4 protein-coding genes are annotated in these 5278 nt (G+C 70.8%); 3 read left to right on the forward strand and 1 reads right to left on the reverse strand.

Annotation, left to right across the window (positions count from 1 at the left end; all coding sequences use genetic code 11):
- Window positions 1-65: 65 nt before the first annotated feature.
- Entirely contained in the window at window positions 66-1157 is a 1092-nt protein-coding gene (locus G6017_RS02350; protein WP_182615749.1) for an iron-siderophore ABC transporter substrate-binding protein, read from the reverse strand.
- A gap of 207 nt (window positions 1158-1364) precedes the next feature.
- Between G6017_RS02350 and G6017_RS02355 the strand changes: the two genes are divergently transcribed.
- The 3 genes from G6017_RS02355 to G6017_RS16650 form a co-directional block, all read left to right on the forward strand.
- On the forward strand, window positions 1365-2663 hold the full coding sequence (locus G6017_RS02355) for a pyridoxal phosphate-dependent decarboxylase family protein (protein ID WP_347237928.1): 1299 nt from the start codon (window positions 1365-1367) through the stop codon (window positions 2661-2663).
- Window positions 2660-4144 carry a lysine N(6)-hydroxylase/L-ornithine N(5)-oxygenase family protein gene (locus G6017_RS02360; protein ID WP_182615751.1) on the forward strand — a complete coding sequence of 495 codons (1485 nt, stop codon included), beginning with the start codon at window positions 2660-2662 and terminating at the stop codon, window positions 4142-4144. Before G6017_RS02355 ends, G6017_RS02360 begins: the two co-directional genes overlap by 4 nt.
- The coding region (locus G6017_RS16650; protein ID WP_241731334.1) for a GNAT family N-acetyltransferase at window positions 4141-5278 on the forward strand (1138 nt) is incomplete at its 3' end. The genes G6017_RS02360 and G6017_RS16650, both read left to right, overlap by 4 nt.

Consider the following 5278-nt stretch of genomic DNA (forward strand, 5'->3'; position numbering starts at 1 on the left):
ACCGGGGCCGCCGGCGGCCCCGCGGGTGCGGGGTCGCTCCGGCTCGTCGCGGTCACCTGCATCGGTCAGTTCTGCTCCGCGGCGGCGATGATGTCCGGGACCACGTTGTCGAGCGCCCAGGGCAGGCTGAGCGGCGACGCCGCCGAGATGGACAGCACCTGCTGCTCGTCGGTCTGCACCACCATCCGGCCCGCCTCGACCGCGGGGATGCGACCCAGCAGCGGGTCCGCCTCGATCGCGGCGCGCACGTCGGGCGACGCCGCGTAGGTGACCAGGATGTCCGAGACGAGATCGTCGGCCCGCTCGGGTGACCAGGTGACGGCGAACTGGTCGGCGGCGCCGGTCGAGGCCTCGGAGACGACGGGGGCCTGCACCATCCCCAGCTGCTCGAGGAATCGCGGTCGGTTGTCCACGTCGGTGAACGCGTAGATCTTCTCGGCCGCGTCGGGATCCACCGTGCCGTAGATGAAGGTCGTCCCCCGGACGCCCGGGTGATCGTCGGCGACCTGGGCGATCCGGTCCTCCACCTCGTCGATGAGCTCCTCCGCCCGCTCCGAGCGGCCGAGCGCCTCGCCGATGAGGCGGGTCGAGTCCTGCCAGGGCGTACCGAAGGCCACGTCGCCCTCGGGCATCGCGATGGTGGGGGCGATCGTGGACAGGGTCTCGTACTCCTCGGCGGTCATCCCGGAGTAGGCACCCAGGATGACGTCGGGTTGGAGCGCGGCGATGGCCTCGGTGTTGATGCCGTCCGTCTCCGAGTACAACTCCGGCATCTCGCCGCCCACCGACTCCAGTTCGGCGTCGAACCAGTCGGTGGATCCACCGGCGTTGCCGCCGAACGAGTTCCGCGGCATGCCCACCGGAACCACTCCCAGCGCCAGCGAGACATCCGCGTTGACCCAGGAGATCGTGGCCACCCGCTGGGGCGGTTCGGTGATCTCCGTCTGCCCGTACGCGTGGGTGATGGTGCGGGGGAACTCCCCGTCGCGCTCGACGTCGGTCGCCGTGGCCGGGTCCTGCGATCCACCCACCGAGCCCGTCGTGCACCCGGCCAACACCGCCAGTGTCGCGAGGAGCGCGGCCAGGAGCAGCACGACCCGTGCGCGATCGGGGGCGTCGACCGCACGGACACGGGATCGGACGGTGAGTGGACTCATGGGGTCTCCGATGGGATCAAAGCCGCTTAGGCTTGGCTTACCTTATCGGGGCAACAGTAGAGCGGCGGGGCGAAGAAACACAAGACCGTACTCTCGGATTCCCACTTCACCTGAGCCACAACGTGATTCATGTCACCCTTGTGTTGATTAGGCTAGCCTACCCTCTTAGCGTTCGCCGGTACGCTGGGGACGCTCGACAAGGCCCTGGTGGAGGTGCGTGCGCTCTACCTCGACCACGCCGTGGGGTACCACCACCCCCGCTACCTCTCGCACCTCAACTGTCCGGTCACGATCCCCGCGCTGGCCGCCGAGACGCTCGCCACCTCCGTCAACACCGCGGTGGAGACGTGGGACCAGGGCACCTCGGCGTGCCTGATCGAGCAGAGACTCGTCGACTGGGTCGCCGACCTGATCGAGTTCGACAGGCCGGATCGGGTCACGCCGGACGGCGTCTTCACCACCGGCGGATCGCAGTCCAACCTCCAGGGGCTGTTCACCGCTCGCGAGGATCGACTCTCCCGCCCCGGCCCCGGGGGGACCACGCCCGCGGACCGTTGCGCCCGTCTGTCCCGACTGCGGATCGTCACCGGCGAGCACGCCCATCTCAGCGTGGTCAAGGCCGCGCGTCTACTCGGCCTGGCGCCGGACGCGGTGATCGTCCTCCCCGGGGACGGCGACCGCATGGACCCCGCCACCCTCGACCGCGCCCTGGCATCCGTGGCGGACGCCGGTGACGAGGTCGCGGCCGTCGTCGCCCTGGCCGGCACCACCGACCACGGCGCGATCGACCCGTTGCGTGAGATCGGACTGGTCTGTCGCCGTCACGACGTCTGGTTGCACGTGGACGCCGCCTACGGCGGCGGGTTGCTGGTCTCCCCCACCCGCCGCGATCTCCTCGACGGGATCGGGCTGGCCGACTCGGTGACCGTCGACTTCCACAAGACCTTCTTCCTGCCGGTGGCCGCATCCGCTCTTCTCCTGCGGGACGGCTCCGGCTTCCGCCACTCCACCGTCAGCGCCGACTACCTCAACCCCGCGGACGGTGACGATCACGCCGTGGACAAGTCCCTGCAGACCACCCGCCGCTTCGACGCGTTGAAGCTCTGGATGACGCTGCGCGTACTCGGCGCCGACGGGATCGGCCGCATGCTCGACGACGCGATCGACGTGGCCCGGCGGATCGGTTGGACCATCGACTCCGAGCCCGACCTCGAGCTGGTTCGAAGGCCGGCACTGTCGACCGTCCTCTTCCGCCCCCGGCCCGAGGGGTGTGACCCCGACGAGTCCGACGCCCTGGTCCGTCCCGTCAGGGACGCGCTGTTCGCCGAGGGACGGTCGGTGGTCGCGGCGACGGTGGTGGACGGCAGACCGTGCCTCAAACTCACGATCCTGGACCCGGAGCTGTCCGACCGGGACGTGGCGGCCGTGCTCGCCGACGTCCGCGAGGCCGCCCGGTACCTGGCCGAGGGGATGCGCCAGGCCACCACCGCGGGGGTGATGTCATGAGCGGGAAGATCCACGACCTGCTGGGGGTGGGCATCGGTCCGTTCAACCTCGGGCTGGCGTGCCTCGCCGAACCGCTGGAGATCGACGCCGTCTTCCTCGACTCCCGCGAGGGCTTCGCGTGGCACCACGGACTCATGTTCGACGACGCGACCATCCAGGTGCCGTTCCTCGCCGATCTGGTCACGCTGGCCGACCCCACCTCTCCGTACTCGTTCCTGTCCTATCTCAAACAGGTGGGCCGGTTGTATCCGTTCTACATCCGCGAGAACTTCCAGCCCCTGCGCGCGGAGTACGACGCGTACTGTCGCTGGGCCTCCGAGCGGGTGGGTGGACTCCGGTGGGGACGGCAGGTGGTGGACGTCCGGCGCGAGGCGGCACAGGGCGCCGGGGGCGGGCCGGACGGGGGGAACGGAGGGACCGACGACGACGAGGACGGGCCCGTCTACCGGGTCACCGCGATCACCTCCGACGGCACGGAGACCTACCGCGCCCGGCACCTCGCACTGGGGATCGGCACCACCCCGTGGTCGCCTGTCGACACGGACTCGCTCGACGGCGCCTCCCCACACGCGGGCCGACGGGTCGCGCTGCACGCTGCCGACTACCTGCACCGGCGCGAGGAGCTGCTCGGGTTGGACTCGGTGACCGTCGTGGGCAGCGGCCAGTCGGCCGCCGAGATCTTCCACGACCTGGTGGCGACGTCCGGGCACTCCGGCCCCCGCGTGGACTGGATTACCCGGTCCCCCCGGTTCTTCCCCATGGAGTACACCAGGCTCACCCTGGAGATGACCTCCCCGGAGTACATCGACCACTTCCACGGTCTCGACGCCGGCACCCGGGACCGGTTGCTGCGCGAGCAACGGTCCCTCTACAAGGGCATCGACGCCGAGTTGATCAACGAGATCCACGATCTTCTCTACCGCCGGTCCGCCCACGGACTGGACACCGGGTTGCTGGTGGCCGCGACCGCCCTGGACGGGGCCACCGTAGACGAGTCAGGGATCCGCCTGGACCTGCACTGCAACGACACCGGCCGGGCCTGGCAACACCACACGGACGGTCTGGTGATGGCCACCGGCTACTCCGCCACCGCTCCGCGGTTCCTCGACGGGATCGCCTCGGAGATCGACTGGGAGGACCCCGGACCCGGGCGGGCCGGCGCGGGCAGGCCCCGTCGCTACCGCGTGGCCCGCGACCACACCATCGACCTGGCCCATCGGCGTGTCCATGTGCAGAACGCCGAGGAGCACACCCACGGGCTCAGCGCCCCGGACCTGGGGATGGGGGCGATGCGCAACAGCATCATCCTGCGGTCCGTCACCGGTCACGAGGTCTACCCCGTCGAATCACGCATCGCGTTCCAGCGGTTCGGCGCCCCGGCCCGCGAGTCCTGCCCCACCCGGGAGACCGATCCGACCCGAGCCGGGACGTCCGCCGTGCGCCACTCCCCCGCCGACCAGCAGGCCCAGGAGGCCCGATGAACCATCACACCGTCAGTACCCCCGCCGGGCTCGTCTCGCTCTCTTCCCTCTCCACGGACGCCGATACCGTCGGGACCCTCCACGCCTGGCTCTCGCACCCCGGGTCGGCGTACTGGGGCATGCGGCACATGGCGCCCGAGCAGATCTCGGCGTTCTTCCGCGACTGGCAGAGCAGCCCACACCGGCAGGTCCACATGGTGCGCATCGACGGACTGCGAGTGGGGTTGGCGGTGTACTACGACCCGGCCGCGGTCGAGCTCGACGGCTCGTACCCGCACGAACCCGGGGACCTGGGTATGCACCTGCTGGTCGCCCCCTCGCGGACGCCCGTGCCGGGCACCACGGCCGCCGTGATCGGCGCGATCTGCGAGACCGCCTTCGGTCCGCTGGGCGCCCGACGCGTGGTGGTGGAGCCGGACATCCGCAACACCGCCGTGCACCGACTCAACGCCCGTGCCGGCTTCCGGGAGGGCGGGGCGGTGGAACTCGCCGACAAGACCGCCCTGCTCTCCTTCTGCGACGTCGGGGACTTCCGGGCCTCCGAGATCGGCCGGACCACACGGGCCGTGTCGTCGTCACCCCCGTCGTCCGGTGCCGTGCCCCACGCGCACCTCACCGGTCACGCGATGCGGCGGGCCCACCGTCACCTGTGCGCCAAGGCCCTGGCCGAGTTCTCCCACGAGCGACTCGTCTCGCCTCAGCCCACCGCGGACCCGGACGTGTACGAGGTGCGCGCGGCTGAGGAGAGGTGGCTGTTCCGCGGGCGGGTGCTGCCCCTGGAGCACTGGGTGGTGGACGAGGGTTCGCTGCGCCGGGAGGTCGCCGGCGAGCCGGTCGAACCCGACGCCCCGGCCCTCATCACCGCGCTGGCCCCGGTGCTCGGTATCCCCGCGTCACTCGTGGGCGTCTATCTGGAGGAGATCGCCGCGACCCTCGGGTCCGCCGCGTTCTGTCTGCACCACCGCGCCCGCCCCGTGCAGGAACTGGCCGGTGCCGACCTGCAGGAGGTCGAGGCCGCGATGACCGAGGGGCACCCGGGCTTCGTGGCCAACAACGGGCGCATCGGACTAGGGCTGACCGACCGACACCGCTACACCCCGGAGGCTCCCGCGACGGTACGTCTGGTGTGGCTCA

The sequence above is a fragment of the Dietzia sp. B44 genome, from assembly GCF_014145245.1.
GTDB classification, from domain to species: Bacteria; Actinomycetota; Actinomycetes; order Mycobacteriales; family Mycobacteriaceae; genus Dietzia; species Dietzia natronolimnaea.

What these genes read in the sequence shown, in the direction of transcription:
- G6017_RS02360 (WP_182615751.1), top strand. Translation starts at nt 2,660, where the DNA reads ATGAGCGGGAAGATCCACGACCTGCTGGGGGTGGGCATCGGTCCGTTC.
- G6017_RS02350 (WP_182615749.1), bottom strand. Translation starts at nt 1,157, where the DNA reads ATGAGTCCACTCACCGTCCGATCCCGTGTCCGTGCGGTCGACGCCCCC.